This is a genomic window from Piscinibacter sp. PDB1-1, from assembly GCF_056675995.1.
Window position 1 is genome coordinate 1,987,347 of record NZ_JBWVZJ010000001.1, and the last position, 16,731, is coordinate 2,004,077.

Here is a 16,731-nt window from a genome sequence, read left to right on the forward strand (position 1 = left end):
CCGAATGCGAGTTCTGGTTGTCGAAGACGATGACGGCATCGCCGCCGGCCTTCAGGGCCATCTGCAACGCCAGGGCGATGCGGTGGACATTGCGCGCAGCCTGGGCCAGGCATGGTCGGCGCTGGGCGTGGAGGCCTACGACATCGTGCTGCTCGATCTCGGCCTGCCCGATGGCGATGGCGAGGCGTTGTTGCGGCGCTTGCGCCGTGCGACCGGCACGCTCCCACCGAACCCCGCCACGCCCGTGCTCGTGATGACGGCCCGCGACGAGGTGGCTTCGCGCATCCAGGCACTCGACCTCGGCGCCGACGACTACGTCACCAAGCCCTTCGATGCGGACGAGCTCGCGGCGCGCATGCGGGCCTTGCGCCGCCGGGCCGCCGGGCGCGCGCAGCCGCGGCTGCGAAGCGGCGCCGTCGAAGTCGACCCGGCGGCCCGAACGGCCACGCTCGACGGGCGGCCCATCGAGCTCTCGGCACGCGAGTTCGCGGTGTTGCTCGCCTTGATGGAGGTGCAGCCGCGCGTGCTGTCGCGCGAGCAGATCGAGGCGCGCATCTCCGGTTGGAGCAGCGCGCTGGAGAGCAATGCGATCGAAGTCCACATCCACCGCCTGCGCAGAAAGCTCGGGGATGCGCTGATCCGCACCGTGCGAGGCGTGGGCTACTTCGTGCCGGCAAACGAGACAGAACGATGAACGGCACGCCCCCCTTGTCACCTCGCTCGCCACCGCCCTTGCCACCGCGACACGACCGCCGTCGCTCGCTCACCCGCCAGTTGCTGGCCTGGGCGCTCGGGGCCCTGGTGCTGGTGTGGGGGAGCTTCGTCGCCATCGGCTACCGGACCGGCGAGGAGGAGGCCGATGAACTCACGGACGGCCACCTCGCCAGCGCCGTGCACCTGCTGCTGCAGCAACGCGACGCCAGGTTCAACGAACCCTCGGCAGAGGCCCTCGGGGGCGGCCGACCCGACCTGCGCAGCCACGACTATCAGCAGTCGCTCAGCGTGGTGATCTGGAACGCCCAGGGCGACGTGCTCACCCGCACCGGTGAAGCGCCCCTGCCCGCCTTCGACACCACTGACGGCTTTGCCGACCTGAGCCTGGGCGCGCCGCCGGCCATGTGGCGAACCTTCTCGCGCTGGGACCCCAACGACCACGCGCGCAAGGTGATGGTTCTCTTGAGTGCACAGGAGCGAGACGATCTGGCGCAGGACATTGCCGGCCAGGTCGCCGCGCCCGGCTTCTGGCTGTTGCCGGTGGTGGCACTGGCGCTCGGCTGGGCGATCCGGCGCGGCCTGCTCCCACTGCGCGATCTGTCGGCCGACGTGGCTGCGCTCGACGTGACCGACGGCAAGCCGCTGCGCACGCGGCCGGTGGCCGAGTTCCGCCCGGTGGTCGACGCCATCAACACGCTGGTGGCACGCCAACACGCCGCACTCACGCGCGAGCGCGAGCTCAGCAGCGAATTGGCGCATGAGCTGCGCACGCCGCTCGCGTCGCTGCTGCTGCACACCGATCTGCTGCGCGGTGCGGGTGCGGGTGCGGATGACGAGGCAGCACGCGCCGATGCCATCGCCCGCATCGAACACGACGCCCAGCGGGCCCATCACGTCCTGACCGACCTGCTGGCGCTCGCCCGCGCGAGCCGAACCGAACTCGCCGAACGCGCGCAGCCGCTGGACCTGGCCGAGCTGGCACGGCGCGTCGTCAGCCAACTCGCGCCAACGGCGCATGCGGGTGGCCACGAACTGGCGCTCGTGCAACACGGCGCGATGCCGACAAGCCACGCCTTCCTGGTGAACGGCCACGCGGTGCTGCTGGAGCTCGCGCTCGGCAACCTCGTCACGAACGCCCTCAGCCACACCGCACCGGGGACCTTGATCGAGGTGCAGCTCGACTGCGACGCTCGCTGGATGCAGGTGTGCGATGGGGGTCCGCAGACGGACAACGCGCCGACAGCGGCAGCGACGACAACGGGGGCAACAACGGGCGGGCAGATCGCCATGCCCCTCAGCCTCGGGCTGGGCCTGGGTCATCGCGTGGCCGACAAGGTCGCCGCGATCCACGGCGCACGTTTCGAAGCGGTCGCCCCGCCGGCGGGTTTTCGCAGCTGCTACCGCATCAGCTTCCCTGGGGCTTGATCGATCAAGGGCTCACGGGCAGGGGCCTGCCGCCCTCAGTGCTTCTTCTTTCCCTTGCCGTGGTCGTCGTGGTGATCGTGATGGTCGTGGTGGTCGTGTTCGTAGCGATCACGCACCCAGCTTTCCTTCACGAAATACACGGGTTGCCCGCAGGCGTTGTACTTGCGGCAGTGCTTGGACCAATGCTTCTGGTGGCCGGGCGGCACGTACAGGTAGACCGGTTGCGCAGGCACGACCACCGCCGGCTGGGCGATGACGACCGGCTGGGCGTAGACCACCTGCGGGGGCGGCATGCCGCCGATGTCGATGCGCCCATACACCCCCGGCTGCACCACCGAGACCGACACGCCCACCTGGGCGCTCGCGCTGGCTGCCACGGCGGCCAGACCGGCGGCGACCATCAAATGCTTGATCTTGTTCATGTGACTGCTCCATCAGATTCGGGCTGGCGCCCGCGGCGCCCAGCCCACATCGTGACAGGGCAAGGCACGTGCCTTCACCAGCTGAGCGGGTTCAATCGGTAAAAGGCCGCAAGCTCCTGATACAAGTTCGGGTGCTCGTGCAACATGCGCTGCGGCTGCTCGAAGAACACCTCGGAGGCGACTGCGAAAAACTCCGCAGGGTTGGTGGCACCGTAGGGGCTGAGCAGCGTCGGCAAACCGTGTTCGGCGTGCGATTGCAAAGCCGCGAACTCGGCCGCCATCACCTGCGCCCAGCGCTCGCGCCGTGCTCGCCCAGCCAGCGGCGGCGCCCCGTTGGCGGCGCCGTTCTCCTGGTCGAGCTGATGGGCGAACTCGTGGATGACGACGTTCTGTCCGTCGTCGGTAACCGCCGCGCCGTCGAGCGTGTCCTGCCACGACAGGATCACCTGCCCCTGCTGCCACGACTCGCCCGACAGCGCCCGGCGGTGGTCTTGCAGCACCCCCGCGGCATCGGCATGCACGCGATCGACGAGAAAGGCACCGGGGTACATCAGGATCTGGCGCAACTGCGGGTAGTAGGCGCTCGTGCGCTGGTTGAGCAGCAGCAGGCAGGCCTGCGCGGCCACCGTGATGCGCATCTCGTCGGTCACCTCGAGGCCCGCGCAGCCGATGAAAGGCTTCTCGGCCACGAACACCTGGATGTGCTTCTTGAGTTGCAGCTGAAGATCGGCCGGCAGGTGCCGCACGTAGGGCACGCGGCGGCGCAGCACCTCGCGCCATTCGGGCGGGAAGGCCTGTCGGCGCACGCGGCTCCGGCGCCAGGCGGTGTAGAGCGGCTCGCCGGCGATCCAGCCCACCAGCACGACCATCAGGCCCAAGGCAATGAACAGGAACATGGCGGCGGCGGCAGAGAGTGGCTGGGTGGGGCGAGAGGGGTGCGCAAGACGTGGGTGCCCGAACGCTGGATTCAACCCGTAGCCACCCGCACCGATGCGCAGGGGTCATTGCAGGCATCGGGCGGATCCAGCAGGGGTAAATGCCCGCATGGGTAAATGCCTATGTGTCGTTCTGCGCCCCGAAACTATTGTTTTGACTCCCCGTGCTATTTGTATCGGGGCAGATGCCGCGCCCGGGCTTGGCCCCGGGAGCAGGCACGGAGACAGTCACGACAACAGGGATTCCACAATGCAGAACATCACCGACACCTTGCCCCCGGCCACCCACCCCAGCCACGCTGCCCACGGCGTCGCGAGCTCCGCAGGCGAGAAAGCGGCCGACGGCGCCGGCGGGAGCGATGGCGTCGCCGCCGTCGACCGGGCCCTGGTGGTGGCCACCACGCTCGCGCGCACGGCCTCGCCGCTCACGTTGGCCGACCTGGCCCGCCATACCGGCATGTACAAGAGCACGCTGCTGCGGTTGCTGGCCTCGCTGTCGCGCGCCGGCCTCGTCGTGCACCGCAGCGACAAGCGCTATGCGCTCGGGCCGCTGGCGTTTCTGTTCGGGCGCTCGTTCGAGCTGACCTACGGCCTGAAGGAAGGCATCCAGCCGGTGCTCGAATGGCTGGTGGACAAGGGGGCGGAGAGCCCGTCCTTCCATGTGCGCCACGGGCGGGACGCGCGGCTGTGCCTGTTCCGCATCGATTCACCCCACCCCACGCTCGACCGCGTGCGCACCGGCGACCTTCTGCCGTTGGACCGCGGCGCGGCGGGCAAGGTGCTGCACAACTTCGCCGGCGGCCTGCCCGGCAACGCGACGGAGCCGCCGCTGCTCTACTGCTCCTTTGGCGAGCGCGACCCGGTGTGCGCGGCCGTGGCGGCGCCCGTGTTCGGCCCGGCGGGCATCCTGCTGGGTGCGCTGTCGCTCTCGGGCCCGCGCGAGCGCTTCTCCGACGACGCCGTGCAGCGCATGAACGGCCTCCTGTTCACCGCCGCCGAGCGCGCCACCCGCACGCTCGGCGGCCAGTGGCCGGCACGCGCGGCGGTGCCCTATGCTTGAGGGTTTGGAAACCTCGGTATGGAGCCTCGCATGAAACGTCTCGAAGGCAAGTCGGCCGTCGTCACCGGTGCCGCCAGCGGTATCGGCCGCGCCACCGCACAACTGTTCGCTGCCCATGGCGCACGGGTGGTGGCTGTCGATCGCGCACCTGAAGTCGAAGCCACGGTGGCAGCGATCCGCGCGCAGGGCGGCGAGGCGTTGGCGCTGCAGCGAGACACGTCCCAAGAGGCCGACGTGGCCGACTACATCGAAACCGCGGTACGCACCCACGGCCGGCTTGATATCGTCTACGCCAATGCCGGTGTGAGCGGCGGCGCACGCGCGTTTGATGACTGGAGCGTGGACGACTGGACGCGCATTCTCTCGATCAACCTGATCGGCACCTTCCTGGCCATCAAGTACGCGGCCCGCGTGATGGTGCCGGCCGGTGGTGGCTCGATCATCTGCACCGCCTCGGTGGCAGGGCTGCGCTCGGGTGCCGGCGGCGCGCCCTACAGCGCGAGCAAGGCAGGCGTGGTGAGCCTGGTGCAGACCAGCGCCAACCAGTACGCCGGCACGGGCATCCGCATCAATGCGATCTGCCCGGGGCTGATCGAGACCGGCATGACGCAGGCCATCTTCGACCGCGCCCGCGAAAAGGGCACGGAGCAGAAGATCGGCCAGCTCAACCCGCTGCGCCGGGGCGGCCTGCCGCACGAGATCGCCCACGCGGCGCTGTTCCTGGCCTCCGATGACGCGTCGTACGTGAACGGGCAGGCGTTGCCGGTGGACGGCGGCCTCACCAGTTCGCTGCCGGTGGTGCCGCCGAAGTTCTGACGCGCCGAACCCGCGCGGCGCTCAGGCCTTGGTGATGCGCAGGCCGGCGTCCACCAGCAGCACCTCGCCGGTGGTCTTGGCAGCGCTGGCCCCCAGGTACCAGGCGGTCTCGGCCACGTCTTCCGGCGAGATCACCTCTTCGAGCGCAGCGCGGCCCTTGTACCAGTCCACGCCGCGCTGGTAGGCCTCGGCGCCCAAGCCTTCTTGCAGCCAGGGCGTCTCGACCAGGCCCGGCGCGATGGCGTTCACCCGCACGTTCGGCGCGAGCGCGCGCGCCATGCCCGCGGTGAGCGCGTTCAGCGCGCCCTTCGAGGCCATGTAGGCGAGCGAGGAGCCGCGCCCCATCATCGAGGCCACCGACGACACGTTCACCACGCCCGAGCCGGCGTGGCGGCTGAGCAGCGGCGCGAACGCACGCGTCATCTGGTAGGTGCCGATCACGTTCACTGAATAGATCTTGTGGAAGTCATCGGCCTCCAGGCCGTCGAGGTTCTTCAGGTCGACGAACTTGGTGGTGCCGGCGTTGTTCACCAGCACGTCGGCCCGGCCGAAGCGCTTTTCGGTCTCGGCGGCGAGGCGGCGGCAATCGGCGTCTTGCGACACATCGGCCTTGACGACCAGCACCTCGGCCCCGATCGCCTCGCACTGCGCGGCCACCGCTTCGGCGGGCGCCGGGTCGCGCGAGTAATTGATGACGACGTTCCAGCCCTGCCGCGCGTACAAGCGCGCGGTGGCCGCGCCGATGCCGGAAGACGACCCCGTGACCACACACACCTTCTTGCTCATGGTTCAAGCCCTTGTCTGACAGGCCAGGCACGGCCCTCGGCGGATGGTACGGCGACACCACCGCGGCGGGTGTCGCCATGGAGGCTGGCGCGAAACATGCTGTTGGCCCTGGACCTTGACGCTTGCAGACACTCCGCCATGAACACCTTGATCAAAGCCGTCGAAGTCTGGTTGCCCACCCCGGATCACACGCTGCTCGAGTTCGGGGGCGGCCTGTTCGGGCCCGCGGTCCGATTTGGTGCGAGCAGCCGAGACATGTGCTTCGGTCGCGGTGAAGGCCTGCCCGGCCGCGCGTGGTTCGACGGCCGCCCGATCGTGCTCAAGCAGTTCGAGGGCAGCTACTTCCGCCGCGTCGATGCTGCGCGCGAGGCCGGCTACACCTGCGCCATCGCCGTGCCGGTATTCGTGGGCGAGCAGCTCACCGCGGTGATGGTGTTCTTCTGCGGTGCCAACAGCAGCGAAGCGAGCCTGCACGAGGGCGCCGTCGAACTTTGGCGCAACAACGCCCGCGTGACGAGCGACATGACGCTCGTCGACGGCTACTTCGGGCTGGAGGCGGCCGAGGCCTTCGAGTCCGTCAGCCGGGAGACCTTTCTGCCGCGCGGCAGCGGCCTGCCGGGCATCGCATGGCAGAAGGGCACGGCCGTGCTGATCGACGACCTGGGCCAGGCCGGCAAGTTCATGCGCGCCGACACGGCGGCCGAGGTCGGCATCAACCGCGGCCTGGCGTTCCCGTGCAGTTCGTCGTCGAACGATGCCTATGTGCTGGCGCTGCTGTCGACCACGCAGACCCCGATCGCCAGGCGCATCGAGTGCTGGGCGCCGGACGACTCGCGCCATGGCCTGCTGCGCGTGTTCGGCTTCTGCGAGAAGGACGGCGCGCTGCGCTCGTCGGAAGGCGGCACCGTGCTGGCCGGCTCGATCGGCAAGGCCTTCGCGAGCGGTGTGCCGGTGATCAACGAACACGCCGACACCGAACCGGGCAGTGTGGGCGCCGCGGCCAAGAGCGCCGGGCTCACCTCGCTCGCGGCCTTGCCGGTGGTGAGCGACGGGGCGGTCTCGGAGGTGGTGGCGCTGTACTTCTGAGCGCTGCGCTTCTGGGCGACGCGCTTGTGACCGCCAGGCACGCGCGCATGGCCGCGCGCCTGGGTCGATCGCCTCAGGCGAGCAGCTCGAACGCGCGCAGCGACAGCAGCAAGCCCACGCCGATCACGGCGGCGAGCTGCTGGCCTTGCTGCCACAGCGCAGCGCGCGGCAACGGCCTGCGCTGCTGGCCGAGCACGAACAGCACGAACGAGGCCGAGGCGGCTGCCACGAAGAGCGTGGCGAAGGCAAAGCCGAGGTGGGAGGAGTCGTCACGCTGAGCCATCAGGCTCACAGCCTGGCCGAGCGCAAGCCCGAGGCCGAGCGCCATGGCGTGGCGCGCGCGCGAGACGAAATGGGGAAGGGGGGTACCGCTGTTCATGGGGTCGCATCCTGACATGGATGCCTTGTATCCAGGCGCTCGAAATCGTGCGAATTTCGTGCCAATCCGCATTGATACGAACTGATGCGAAATGGGGCGCGGCGATACACGCCGCACGCACCGGCAACTCGCACCGGCAACTCACACCAGACACACGCGCTCAGGGCTGGCCGAGGAAGAAATACGCCGCACGGTTGCCACCGTCGGCCACGCCGAGGGCCAGGTAGAGCGGGCCGATGGGCGTGTCGATCGCGAAGTACACCGAGCCGCCATGCCGCCTGCGCTGGCTCGCAAAGCCCGCCTCGTCGTCCCGGTCGCCGATGCGACCGGCTTCGAGCGACATGCCCGCCAGCATGCCCGAGAGAAACCCGGGGCCGGAGAGGCGGTACGAGTAGACGAGGCGACCGAACTGCATCTCGGTGCCCAGCAGCTGGTCGGTCTTGTAGCCCGACAGGCGCAGGAAACCACCGAGCTTGAAGAGCTCGTAGTACGGCAGCGAGTCATCGCGCAGGTTGCCACCGCCCATCACGGCCGCGCGCAGCGCGTGGTTGCCCTTGTGGACGGCGGCCTGCAATTCCAGCTCGGCCTTGAAGTAACTGTCGGTCGCACCCAGAGTCGGGTCCGAGACATAGAGCTTCGCGTCGGCGTAGTAGCCCGAGAGCGGGAAATTGCGGTTGTCGAGCGCATCGAAGCGCACGCGCGCCTGGACACCGCCGAGCCGGGCATCCGAATTCAGGGCGTCGGCGGGAACGGCGCTGGTGTCGTTCGAGAGCTGCGCCTTGCCGGTCACCAAGCCCAGGCGCATTTCGCCGGGTAACCCCAGCGGCACGCCCACATCGATCGCGGCGAGCGCGGCCTGACGGCGGAACCGTGCCAGACGCAGGTCGCTGTCGGGGTCGAAGATGTCGAACGGCTCGTCGGAATACTCCACGCGCGGCGCCACGAACACACGCTGGCGCGTGGTGAGGGGCTGGTACCACTCCGAGCGCACGAGGTTGGTCTGGCCCACCTGCAGGTCGTTGCGCCATTCCGCACCCAGCGAATTGAGCCAGGTCCAGCGGTGGCTGGCCAGCAGGTTGAAGAACGAATTGCCTTCGAGGTCGGACGACAGCGACAGGCCGAAGCGCAGGTAGTTGGGCCCCCACGACTTTTCGGTCACCTCGGTCACCAGCACGTTGCCGACGTCGGGCTCGCTCGTGAGCGTGTAGTTGACGGACTCGAAGTCGCCACGGCTGAAGACGCGGCGCAGATCGGCGTTGACGACCTCTGGATCGAAGGTGGAGCCCTTGGTCGTGTCCATGGTGGCGAGCACCACCTCCGGGTTGACCGCCTGGGCGCCGACCACGCGCACCTCGTCGATCACGACCGGCGCGTCGCTCGCAGCCAGCCGCCTCGAGTTCAGCAGTGCCGCATACACGCCCTCGCTCACGCTGTAGCGCGCCAGCTGATCCATCACCGCCTCGGCCGCCTTCTTGCCCTGCGCACGCGCAAGCGGCAGGCGGTCGAAGTCGGACGACGAGACCTCGCTGAGTTCGGGCGTGATCAACACGTCGCGCGGCGTGAGTTCCTTGAGCGAGACCGCCACGTTCTGCTCGGTGAGGATGCGCAACACCTGGTCGGACACCGACAGGATCGAGGACACCTGCTCACGCTTGAGCAGCGGCGTGCCCACGTTGACGGCGATGACGACATCGGCACCCATGGCGCGCGCCACATCGATCCCGAGGTTGCGCTTGAGGCCGCCGTCAACGAGCAGTCGGCCATCGATCTCCACCGGGTTGACCGCACCCGGGATGGCCATGCTGGCGCGCGCCGCCATGGCGAGCGAGCCGCTCGACAGCACCACCATCTCGGCGCTCGCCACATCGGTGGCGATGGCGCGGAACGGAATCGGCAGCTTGTCGAAGTTGAGCGTGGTCTGGTGCTGCGTCAGGCGGCGCAGCACCGCCTCGAGCGCCACGCCGGCCACGGCCCCCTTGGGGAGCACCAGGCCGGTCTTGTTCACGCCGATCTCGGGGCCGATGTAGTTATTGGCGTCGTCGTTCCTGTTGCGAAAGGGCTCGTCGATACGCAGCACGTCGTGGAAGAGGGACGAGGTGCTCAGCCCCTCCATCACGGTCCCGATCTCGTGCAGCGGGGCGCCGCTCGCGTAGGCCGAGCCGACGATGGCGCCCGCGCTGGTGCCCACGATGTAGTCGATCGGCACCCGCATCTCTTCGAGCACCTTGATCACGCCCAGGTGCGCGCCACCGCGTGCGCCGCCGCCCGAGAGCACAAGGCCGATGCGTGGGCGCGAATGGTTCGGCGCCTGGGCCGCAAGCGCGGCGCTCGCCGCCGGTTTGGGCGGGGGAGCCGAAGCGGGTGCGACCTGGGCCCGCGCCGCCTGGCCGACCGTGAGCCCGAAGCCGGCCGCGAGGGCCAGCAGGGCGATGGCGGGCAGGCGTGCGTGCTTCACGGGATCAAACGATCACGGCATCACGGGCCGGAAGCCGGCGCCGACGCCGGCGCAGGAACCGGCATCGGCACGGTCACGCCCGGCAGCAGCGAGACCTCGTCCTGGCGCTGCACGCCCACGACATAAGAGCGCGTGTCGCCAAAGCACGAGGTGGGCAGCCCCACCTTCACTTCGTAGTTGAGCGAGACCCGCTTGCCCATCACGGCCTGGATGTCGGCCGCAATCTTGTCGTCCCACACGGTGAAGTAGAACTTCTCGGGGGTCGTGCCGGGCATCGACACCAGCACCAGCTCGCCTTCCCAGGTCTTGCAGATCCAGCCCTTCTTGTCGAGCCGCTGCACCCAGCCGGCACGATCGCCGCGCGAGTACGACCAGTTCATCACCACCAGGATGTACACCCCGCCCAACAGGATCAGGATCAGCAACCCCAGCAACCACCTCGTCGCACGCATCAGAATGTCCTCCACCCCCTCAGGGTAATCCCGGTTTATAACCCAGCCTCGACGAGGTCCCGCGAGGAACATGCGCATGAAACCAGCCGATGCCGGCAGCCCGCTCGGGCTCGACAAGATCGACACCAGGATCCTGCGCCTGCTTCAGGCCGATGGGCGCATCTCCAATCTCAAGCTGGCCGATGAGGTGCACCTCTCGCCCACGGCCGTGCTGGAGCGCGTGAAGCGGCTCACGCGCGACGGCTTCATCCTCGGCTACGAGGCCCGGCTCAACCCCGACAAGCTGCGCGCCGGGCTGATGGTGTTCATCCAGGTGGTGCTCGACCGCACCACGCCGGATGTGTTCGAGAACTTCAAGGCCGCGGTACAGGTGCGCCCGGAGATCATGGAGTGCCACATGGTGGCAGGCGGCTTCGACTACCTCATCAAGACTCGGGTGGCGGACATGGCGGCGTACCGGGAACTCGTCGGGGCGGTGATCTGGACGTTGCCCGGCGTGCGCGAGACGCACACGTATGCGGTGATGGAAGAGGTGAAGAACACGACGGCATTGCCGTTGTAGGTGACTGCCGGATCTCCACCCGCTCAGCCTGAGGTATCGAAGCCTTGTGCTGCTTGTCGCTGGGGTTTTTCACTGCGTGAGGCCTTGATTCGATGCCAGCGAAGCTGGCGAGGTATTCCGGGGCCCCTGAGAGCCGTCGAGCAGCGCAGCGCTTGGTGGGCGCGTGCGCAGCACGCATCAACAACTGACTTGGGGCAGATGTTTGAGCGCAGTCGCCGCAGGCGACGGAGCGAGTTTCTGCCCCGCCCACCAAGACCGAGCAGCGCAGAGAAGTCGGCCCTAGGCCGACCGGCGAACGGGGTGCCCTTTCTTTTGGTTCCTTTTCTTTGGGCAAGCAAAGAAAAGGGACTGCCCCGCCGGGGGCATATCCCGGCAACGGCCTCACGCAGTGAACAAGCCACCCGAAAAGCAGCGCAGGGCTTCGATACCTCAGCCTGAGCGGAAAGTGATACGCGAAGAATGCTCAACCCGCCAGCGGCGCCAACAACCCCTGCAGATCCTCTGCCGTGAACTTCGACGCGCCCTCACCATCGTGGCCGAGCACGCCGTCGGCCAAAGCCGCCTTGCGGCGCTGCAGCTCCAGCATGCGCTCCTCGATGCTCCCCTCCACCACCAGCTTGTAGACGAAAACCGGCTGGCCCTGCCCGATGCGGTGGGCACGCGCCGTGGCCTGCTCTTCGACCGCCGGGTTCCACCACGGGTCCATGTGGATCACCGTGTCGGCCGCGGTGAGGTTGAGCCCGAGACCGCCGGCCTTCAGGCTCACCAGCAGGATCCGCGCCTCGCCCGCCTGAAAGCGCTGCACCAGCGCGCCACGCTGCGCCACTGGCGTGCGCCCGGTGAGCGCGAGCCAGGGCAGGGCGAGCGCATCGAGTTCGTCTTCGATCAGCCCCAGGAACTCGGTGAACTGCGAGAACACCAGCACACGCCGCCCCTCGGCAACGAGGGCGGGCAGCATGTCGCGCAACAGCTCCAGCTTGGCGCGCTCCATGTGGCGCGGTGTCTTGGCGCCTTTCAGCAATCGCGGATCGCAGCACACCTGGCGCAGCTTGAGCAGCGCGTCGAGGATCGTGATCTGCGCACCCTCGAAGCCGCGCCGCGCCAGCAGGCGCCGCACGATCTCGTCGGAGGCCACACGCACGCTCTCGTACAGCTCGCGTTGCCGGCCTTGCAGCTGCACGCGGCGGATCACCTCGCTGCGCGGTGGCAGCTCCGTGGCCACCTCGTCCTTGCGACGGCGCAACACGAAAGGGCGCACGCGCTGGCGCAGCAGTTCGGCGCGCAGGGTCTCGCCGTTCTCTTCGATGGGCTTGCGCCACTGTCGCGTGAAGCTGCGCGCATCGCCCAGAAAGCCGGGCATCAGAAAGTCGAACTGCGCCCACAGCTCTCCCAGGTGGTTCTCCAGCGGTGTCCCGGTGAGGCACAGCCGGTGGCGCGCCTGCAGCCGGCGCACGGCACGCGCGGTGCGGCTACCCGCGTTCTTCACGCTTTGCGCCTCATCGAGGATCAGCAGGTGAAAGGGCTCGGCCGCCAGCGATTCGATGTCGCGCCACAGCAGCGGGTAGGTGGTGAGCACCACGTCGTGCGCAGCGATGCGCGCGTGCTCCTGCGCGCGCCGCGGCCCCTGCAAGGTGAGCACGCGCAGCGCGGGCGCGATGCGCCGCGCCTCGGCCTGCCAGTTGAAGAGCAGGGAGGTCGGCAGCACCACCAGCGCGGGCCGGTCGAGCCGCCCGGCCTGCTGCTCCACCAGCAGGTGCGCCAGCGCCTGGGCGGTCTTGCCCAGGCCCATGTCGTCGGCCAGGATGCCGCCGAGTTGCTGCGCGCGCAGGTACTGCAGCCATGCGAGGCCGTGCAACTGGTACGGGCGCAGGCTCAGCCCGAGACCGGGCGGTGATGCCACGGGCGGCGGCGTGCCGGCCTCGCGCAGCCTCTGCGCGAGCGCGTGCAGCGCGGCGTCGCCTTCGAGTGCCCGCTCACGCGGGTCGTGCAGGCCGATGCGCAGGGCCTCGACGCGCTGCGCCTCCCACGACGAGAGCGCGATGGGGCCGGCCTGGCGGCGCGGGTCGGTGAGCAGGTCCACCATGGCGCCGACGATGGCCTTGATCGGCAGCGCGGGCGCGTCGATGCGCCGCCCGCCCGGTGCATGCAGGCGCACCCGTGCACGGTCGTCGACGGCGGCGATGTGACGCGCGTCGAGCCAGCGGCTGTCGCGCTTGAGCAGGTCAGCCAGCAGGGGCACGAGATCCCAGCGCTCACCGTCGATCTCGATGCCGAGCGAGAGCATCCACGAGCCTTCTCGCTCGGGCAGTTGCAGCTTGATGGCCGATGCATCGGCCTGCAACGTCCCGTGCGCGAAACCGGGTTCGGCGACCACCTGCCAGCCTTGCTCGCGCCAGCGCGGCACGCACTCGGCCCAGAACTCGCCGAAGTGATCCTCCTGCACCAGGCTCCACACGGGGCCGTCGATCGCTGCGCCGCCGCGCCACTGCAAGGCGTCTTCGGGCACCGGGTGCAGGCCGGCGGCCCAGACGGCATCGAGCGCATCGGCCTCGGCACCGCGGCGGCGGCGCAGGTCGCGCGGCCTGCCCTGTGTGTCATCCACCACCTGCAACACCGGCGGGCGCGCCTGCAGCACCGAGGTGGGCGCCGCGATCTCGCAGCGCCAGCCCGCCGCACTGGTGTAGACCCAATCGATCCACGCCAGCGTGATCTGCGGCCCGCGCGGCCCAAAACGGCCGAAGGGCTTGAGGCCCAGCAGGCCCTCGCCGCGGCCGAGCGTGCGCAGGCGCAGGCGTGGCTGGAAGTGAACCGACGCCCCTTCGGAGGCGTCGGAGGCCTCATGGGCCTGGGGCTGCGGGGCAGTCATGCGCGGCATTGTGAGCGCGCGCCGGGTCGGGCTTGCCTGCCCGCAGCAACAGGCACGCCCCGGCGGCTTTGCGCCAATCCGTCACGAACGCCGCGCGGCCCACCCGCCGGGCTGCCTTTAAATTGAGCGGATGCACAGGTTGCTGCTCGTCGAATCCTCGCCCACGCTGCGACGTGGCATGGAGAAGCTGTTGCTGCGCCACGGATTCAGCGTGGTGGCGGCACCGGTCGACGCGGCGGCGCTCATCGCGCTGGAGCAAGAGATCAGCCGCGGCCTGTGCGCGGTGGTGGTCGGGTGGTCGAGCACGCCGGGCGCCGTCTGCGAGGCGCTCGCGCACCGATTGCGCAAGGCCGACTGCCGACAGATCGCGCTGCTGGTGCTGGCGGCCGAACCCCCGCGCGTGAACGCGGCCCTGGGTGCGCCGCGCAAGCACACGCTCGTCAAGCGCCTGCAGCGGCCCTCCGAGGTGCCGAGGCTGCTGCGCGCCCTGCTCGCGCAGGTAGCACGCGAGACACGTCCCGACGCCGAATCGCCTGCCGCCTGCAAGGTGCTGCTGGTCGACGACTCGCGCACCAGCCGCACCAAGTACCAGCGGCTGCTGCGCCATCACGGCTATGCGGTGGTCGTGTGCGAGCACGCCGAAGCGGCGCTGGCCAAGGTGCAGGGCGAGCGCTTCGATCTCGCGGTGATCGACTACTACATGCCCGGCATGAACGGCGCCGACCTGTGCCGCGCGCTGCGCGAACTGCCTGCCACGCAGGAGCTGCTGCTGGCAGTGCTCACCGGCTCGTATGACGACGGCCTCATCAGCGACTGCCTCGAAGCCGGCGCGATGGAGTGCATGTTCAAGAACGAATCCGACGAACTCTTCATCGCGCGCATCGACAGCATGACGCGGCTGCGCGAGCGTGAGCAGAGCCTGCGCGTGGAGAGCCAGCGGCTCGAACTCATCCTCGCCTCGGTGGGCGACGGCGTGTACGGCGTCGACCGCAACGGGCGCATCACCTTCGTCAACCCGACCGCGCTGCGCCTGCTGCAATGCACGCACGAAGACGAGTTGGTGGGCCTGTCGGCGCACGAGCGCATCCACCACACCGACGAACGTGGCCGCATCGTGCCGGCCGAGACCTGCTTCCTGCAGCAAGCCTACGAGCTGGGCGATTCGCTGAGCAACTGGGAGACGGTGTTCTGGCGCGCCGATGGCGAGGCGCTGCCGGTCGAGTGCACGGTGCGCCCGCTCCACGCAGGCCCGCGCGATGGCGGCTCGTGCGTGGGCGTGGTGGTGGCCTTTCGCGACATCGCCGAGCGCAAGCGGCACGAGGCCGAGACGCAGTGGCAGCTGCGCCACGACCACCTCACCAAGCTGCACAACCGCCGGCACTTCGAGTACATGCTGGAGCAGGAGGTGTTCCGCCTGCGACGCAGCGCCGAGCAGAGCGCACTGCTGTTCATCGACCTCGACCGCTTCAAGCACATCAACGACACCGCCGGCCACGCGGCCGGCGACGCGCTGCTGGCGGGCATCGGGCGCAAGCTGAAGGCGCGCTCGCGGCAATCCGACCTGGTCGCGCGGCTCGCGGGCGACGAGTTCGCGGTGCTGCTGCGCAACGTGGACGACGGCAGCATGCTCGCGCTGGCCGAGAAGTTCCGCGCCGTGCTCGACGAATCGCGCTTCAACCATGCGGGCCGCGAGTTCGAGGTCTCAGGCAGCGTGGGCATCAGCCGCCTGAACCGCCACACGCTGTCGCCGGCCTACGCAATGAACTGCGCCGACGCGGCCTGCCACGTCGCCAAGCGGCAGGGGCGCAATCGCATTCACATGTTCGACCTGGGCGACGACGCCGGCGCGCTGGCCGCGCTGCAGCAGAGCTGGTCAGAGCGCCTGGGCAGCGCGCTGGCGGCCGGGAACTTCGCGCTGCAGTTCCAGCCCATGCTCGACCTGCGCCGCCTGCGCGACGACGCCCTGCGGGGCGAGGCGTGGCACGGCCGACTCGAACACACCGCGCCCGAGGCCCTCTACGGCCACGAGGCCTTCCTGCGGCTCGACGACGTGGACACCCCGCTACCGCCGCGCGCCTTCCTGGCGCAGGCCGAGCGCTTCGAGCTGCTGCCACAACTGGACACCTGGGTCCTCAACCACCTCGCCTGGCTGATCGCCGAGCGCGGTGCCACCGCCCCGGCGCGTATTCACATCAACGTGGCATCGGCCTCGTTGCTCGACGCGGGTTATCTCGAACGCATGCACACGCTGCTGCACGCGGGCGCCTTCTCGCCAGGGCAGGTGTGCATCGAGCTGAAGGAGAGCGAGCTCGCCGGCCACTTCGCCGCGCTGCTGCCGGTGCTCAACGAACTCACCGAGCAGGGCGTGCTGCTGATGCTCGACGAATACGGCCGCGGCTTCAGCGGCCTGGGCCACCTGCGCAGCCTGCCGCTGCACGCCGTGAAGCTCGACGCCAGCGTGGTCCAGTCACTGGGCCGCGACGATGTCGGGCTGATGATGGTGCGCGCCATGACCGAGCTGGCGCACGCGATGAAGGTGCTGGTGATCGCACCCCAGGTCGAAGACCCGGCGACGCTGCCGTTGCTGCGCGAAGCAGGCATCGACTGCGCGCAAGGCTACGCGTTGGGCGAACCGCGCGACATCGGCGCGGAGCTCGAGACGCAGCTCTGACACGCCGCCTTCGGGCCTGCGCTGGCCGACATCACGGCGTTCATCGCCAGTCAAAGCCACCGCGCAACAGTGTGCGCACACAACACCTTGTGTTGCCTCGCG

At 69.2% G+C, this 16,731-nt stretch carries 14 protein-coding genes; 7 read left to right on the forward strand and 7 right to left on the reverse strand.

The genetic code is table 11. The features are described from left to right. Nucleotides 1-4: 4 nt before the first annotated feature. The gene (locus tag AC1KAR_RS09245; protein ID WP_480316726.1) at nt 5-694 is read left to right on the forward strand and encodes a response regulator transcription factor; all 690 of its coding nucleotides are present in this window, start codon (nt 5-7) and stop codon (nt 692-694) included. Continuing rightward, nucleotides 691-2,139, forward strand: a complete 1,449-nt coding sequence (locus AC1KAR_RS09250) for a histidine kinase dimerization/phospho-acceptor domain-containing protein (RefSeq protein WP_480316728.1) — start codon at nt 691-693, stop codon at nt 2,137-2,139. Before AC1KAR_RS09245 ends, AC1KAR_RS09250 begins: the two co-directional genes overlap by 4 nt. Nucleotides 2,140-2,174: 35 nt before the next feature. On the opposite strand, the gene AC1KAR_RS09255 is transcribed toward AC1KAR_RS09250, so the two are convergent. Beyond that, entirely contained in the window at nt 2,175-2,561 is a 387-nt protein-coding gene (locus AC1KAR_RS09255; protein WP_480316730.1) for a hypothetical protein, read from the reverse strand. Nucleotides 2,562-2,635: 74 nt separating this feature from the next. Beyond that, the gene (locus AC1KAR_RS09260; RefSeq protein ID WP_480316732.1) at nt 2,636-3,457 is read right to left on the reverse strand and encodes a M90 family metallopeptidase; all 822 of its coding nucleotides are present in this window, start codon (nt 3,455-3,457) and stop codon (nt 2,636-2,638) included. Between the two features lie 289 nt (nt 3,458-3,746). On the opposite strand from AC1KAR_RS09260, the gene AC1KAR_RS09265 reads away from it, so the two are divergent. Next, nucleotides 3,747-4,556, forward strand: coding sequence for an IclR family transcriptional regulator (locus tag AC1KAR_RS09265; protein WP_480316734.1), 810 nt, complete (start codon nt 3,747-3,749; stop codon nt 4,554-4,556). 30 nt (nt 4,557-4,586) lie between these two features. Further along, complete coding sequence (locus tag AC1KAR_RS09270) at nt 4,587-5,372, forward strand: SDR family NAD(P)-dependent oxidoreductase (protein ID WP_480316736.1); 786 nt, start codon at nt 4,587-4,589, stop codon at nt 5,370-5,372. 21 nt (nt 5,373-5,393) lie between these two features. Here AC1KAR_RS09270 and AC1KAR_RS09275 read toward each other — a convergent pair whose 3' ends face one another. Then, complete coding sequence (locus AC1KAR_RS09275; RefSeq protein WP_480316738.1) at nt 5,394-6,158, reverse strand: SDR family NAD(P)-dependent oxidoreductase; 765 nt, start codon at nt 6,156-6,158, stop codon at nt 5,394-5,396. Between the two features lie 138 nt (nt 6,159-6,296). On the opposite strand from AC1KAR_RS09275, the gene AC1KAR_RS09280 reads away from it, so the two are divergent. Then, a complete protein-coding gene (locus AC1KAR_RS09280; protein ID WP_480316741.1) occupies nt 6,297-7,244 on the forward strand; it encodes a GAF domain-containing protein in 948 nt (315 codons plus the stop codon). 73 nt (nt 7,245-7,317) lie between these two features. Here the strand turns inward: AC1KAR_RS09280 and AC1KAR_RS09285 are convergent, their stop codons facing one another. The 3 genes from AC1KAR_RS09285 to AC1KAR_RS09295 form a co-directional block, all read right to left on the reverse strand. Continuing rightward, nucleotides 7,318-7,623, reverse strand: coding sequence for a hypothetical protein (locus AC1KAR_RS09285; RefSeq protein ID WP_480316743.1), 306 nt, complete (start codon nt 7,621-7,623; stop codon nt 7,318-7,320). Between the two features lie 160 nt (nt 7,624-7,783). Then, nucleotides 7,784-10,078: a patatin-like phospholipase family protein gene (locus AC1KAR_RS09290; RefSeq protein ID WP_480316744.1), complete on the reverse strand. Its 2,295-nt coding sequence runs from the start codon at nt 10,076-10,078 to the stop codon at nt 7,784-7,786. Between the two features lie 20 nt (nt 10,079-10,098). Beyond that, nucleotides 10,099-10,530 carry a hypothetical protein gene (locus tag AC1KAR_RS09295; RefSeq protein ID WP_480316746.1) on the reverse strand — a complete coding sequence of 144 codons (432 nt, stop codon included), beginning with the start codon at nt 10,528-10,530 and terminating at the stop codon, nt 10,099-10,101. A gap of 76 nt (nt 10,531-10,606) precedes the next feature. Here AC1KAR_RS09295 and AC1KAR_RS09300 point away from each other — a divergent pair, with 76 nt between their 5' ends. Next, complete coding sequence (locus tag AC1KAR_RS09300; RefSeq protein WP_480316748.1) at nt 10,607-11,092, forward strand: Lrp/AsnC ligand binding domain-containing protein; 486 nt, start codon at nt 10,607-10,609, stop codon at nt 11,090-11,092. 463 nt (nt 11,093-11,555) lie between these two features. Here AC1KAR_RS09300 and AC1KAR_RS09305 read toward each other — a convergent pair whose 3' ends face one another. Then, complete coding sequence (locus tag AC1KAR_RS09305) at nt 11,556-13,958, reverse strand: DEAD/DEAH box helicase (RefSeq protein ID WP_480316750.1); 2,403 nt, start codon at nt 13,956-13,958, stop codon at nt 11,556-11,558. A gap of 130 nt (nt 13,959-14,088) precedes the next feature. Here AC1KAR_RS09305 and AC1KAR_RS09310 point away from each other — a divergent pair, with 130 nt between their 5' ends. Beyond that, a complete protein-coding gene (locus AC1KAR_RS09310; protein WP_480316752.1) occupies nt 14,089-16,629 on the forward strand; it encodes a putative bifunctional diguanylate cyclase/phosphodiesterase in 2,541 nt (846 codons plus the stop codon). The last annotated feature ends 102 nt before the right edge of the window (nt 16,630-16,731 follow it).

Bases quoted from the DNA above. Each gene is read 5' to 3' on its own strand.
- AC1KAR_RS09245 (WP_480316726.1), top strand. From the start codon at position 5: ATGCGAGTTCTGGTTGTCGAAGACGATGACGGCATCGCCGCCGGCCTT.
- AC1KAR_RS09250 (WP_480316728.1), top strand. From the start codon at position 691: ATGAACGGCACGCCCCCCTTGTCACCTCGCTCGCCACCGCCCTTGCCA.
- AC1KAR_RS09255 (WP_480316730.1), bottom strand. From the start codon at position 2,561: ATGAACAAGATCAAGCATTTGATGGTCGCCGCCGGTCTGGCCGCCGTG.
- AC1KAR_RS09260 (WP_480316732.1), bottom strand. From the start codon at position 3,457: ATGTTCCTGTTCATTGCCTTGGGCCTGATGGTCGTGCTGGTGGGCTGG.
- AC1KAR_RS09265 (WP_480316734.1), top strand. From the start codon at position 3,747: ATGCAGAACATCACCGACACCTTGCCCCCGGCCACCCACCCCAGCCAC.
- AC1KAR_RS09270 (WP_480316736.1), top strand. From the start codon at position 4,587: ATGAAACGTCTCGAAGGCAAGTCGGCCGTCGTCACCGGTGCCGCCAGC.
- AC1KAR_RS09275 (WP_480316738.1), bottom strand. From the start codon at position 6,158: ATGAGCAAGAAGGTGTGTGTGGTCACGGGGTCGTCTTCCGGCATCGGC.
- AC1KAR_RS09280 (WP_480316741.1), top strand. From the start codon at position 6,297: ATGAACACCTTGATCAAAGCCGTCGAAGTCTGGTTGCCCACCCCGGAT.
- AC1KAR_RS09285 (WP_480316743.1), bottom strand. From the start codon at position 7,623: ATGAACAGCGGTACCCCCCTTCCCCATTTCGTCTCGCGCGCGCGCCAC.
- AC1KAR_RS09295 (WP_480316746.1), bottom strand. From the start codon at position 10,530: ATGCGTGCGACGAGGTGGTTGCTGGGGTTGCTGATCCTGATCCTGTTG.
- AC1KAR_RS09300 (WP_480316748.1), top strand. From the start codon at position 10,607: ATGAAACCAGCCGATGCCGGCAGCCCGCTCGGGCTCGACAAGATCGAC.
- AC1KAR_RS09305 (WP_480316750.1), bottom strand. From the start codon at position 13,958: ATGACTGCCCCGCAGCCCCAGGCCCATGAGGCCTCCGACGCCTCCGAA.
- AC1KAR_RS09310 (WP_480316752.1), top strand. From the start codon at position 14,089: ATGCACAGGTTGCTGCTCGTCGAATCCTCGCCCACGCTGCGACGTGGC.